Annotated in this window: 1 pseudogene; it reads left to right on the top strand. The window is 47.5% G+C overall.

Features of this window, described 5'->3' with window-relative positions:
* Window positions 1-1,571 (top strand): annotated as a pseudogene (locus R7M72_RS24470) (bifunctional aconitate hydratase 2/2-methylisocitrate dehydratase); the annotation flags it as partial.

Below are 1,571 nucleotides of genomic sequence, written 5' to 3'. Positions count from 1 at the left end.
TCCTAGCTAAGCCTAAGCTTGAATAAAAAATCACGCTGACTGTCTTTAAAGTGACAGGTGAAACGAACACGGATGATCTTTCTCCAGCTCCTGATGCATGGTCTCGCCCTGATATTCCAGTACACGCACTTGCGATGCTGAAAAACGAACGTGAGGGTATTAACCCTGACCAGCAAGGCACCATCGGTCCAATCAAACAAATCGAAGGGCTAAAATCAAAAGGTCACCAGCTAGTGTACGTTGGTGATGTTGTTGGTACTGGTTCTTCTCGTAAATCTGCAACTAACTCAGTGCTATGGTTCATGGGCGATGATATCCCTTACGTACCTAACAAACGCGCTGGTGGTTACGTGCTTGGCGGTAAAATTGCACCTATCTTCTTCAACACAATGGAAGATGCGGGCGCGCTGCCTATCGAAGTTGATGTAACGAAGTTGAATATGGGCGACGTTATCGACGTTTACCCATACGAAGGCAAAGTATGTAACCACGAAACAGGTGAAGTACTTGCTGAGTTTTCTCTAAAAACAGACGTGCTGATTGATGAAGTACGTGCTGGCGGTCGTATCCCATTGATCATCGGTCGTGGTTTAACAGATAAAGCGCGCCAAGCTCTAGGTCTTGAGTCTTCTGATGTATTCCGTAAACCTGGTGAAGTCGCTGATTCTGGCAAGGGTTACACGCTTGCACAGAAAATGGTTGGTAAAGCATGTGGTGTAGCAGGTGTTCGTCCGGGCACTTACTATGAGCCTAAGATGACAACCGTAGGTTCTCAAGATACAACGGGTCCTATGACGCGTGATGAGCTTGAAGACCTTGCGTGTCTTGGCTTCTCAGCAGACCTAGTTATGCAGTCGTTCTGTCACACATCTGCGTACCCTAAACCAGTTGACGTGAATACTCACCATACACTTCCTGATTTCATCATGAACCGTGGCGGTGTTTCTCTACGTCCAGGCGATGGCATTATCCACTCGTGGCTAAACCGTATGCTACTGCCAGATACTGTCGGTACTGGTGGCGACTCGCATACTCGTTTCCCGCTAGGTATTTCATTCCCAGCTGGTTCTGGTCTGGTTGCATTCGCAGCGGCAACAGGCGTTATGCCATTGGATATGCCTGAATCAATTTTGGTTCGCTTTAAAGGCAAGATGCAACCGGGTATCACACTTCGTGACCTAGTTCATGCCATCCCTTACTACGCGATTCAACAAGGTCTATTGACTGTTGAAAAAGCCGGTAAAGTGAATGAATTCTCTGGTCGTATCCTTGAGATTGAAGGTCTAGAAACACTAACGGTTGAGCAAGCATTCGAACTGTCTGATGCGTCAGCTGAGCGTTCTGCTGCGGGTTGTACCGTTAAGTTATCTCAAGAATCAATCGAAGAGTACCTAAACTCGAACATCGTAATGCTTAAGTGGATGATCTCGGAAGGCTACGGTGACCGCCGTACAATCGAGCGCCGTATCACTGCGATGGAAGAGTGGTTGGCGAAACCTGAATTGATGTCAGCGGATTCAGATGCGGAATACGCGCATGTGATTGAAATCGACATGGCCGAAATCCACGAG

It is taken from the genome of Vibrio sp. YT-18 (genome assembly GCF_033337345.1).
GTDB lineage: Bacteria > Pseudomonadota > Gammaproteobacteria > Enterobacterales > Vibrionaceae > Vibrio > Vibrio alginolyticus.
The sequence above is the reverse complement of the archived record's forward strand: the minus strand, read 5'-3'. Positions and strand labels throughout refer to the sequence as shown.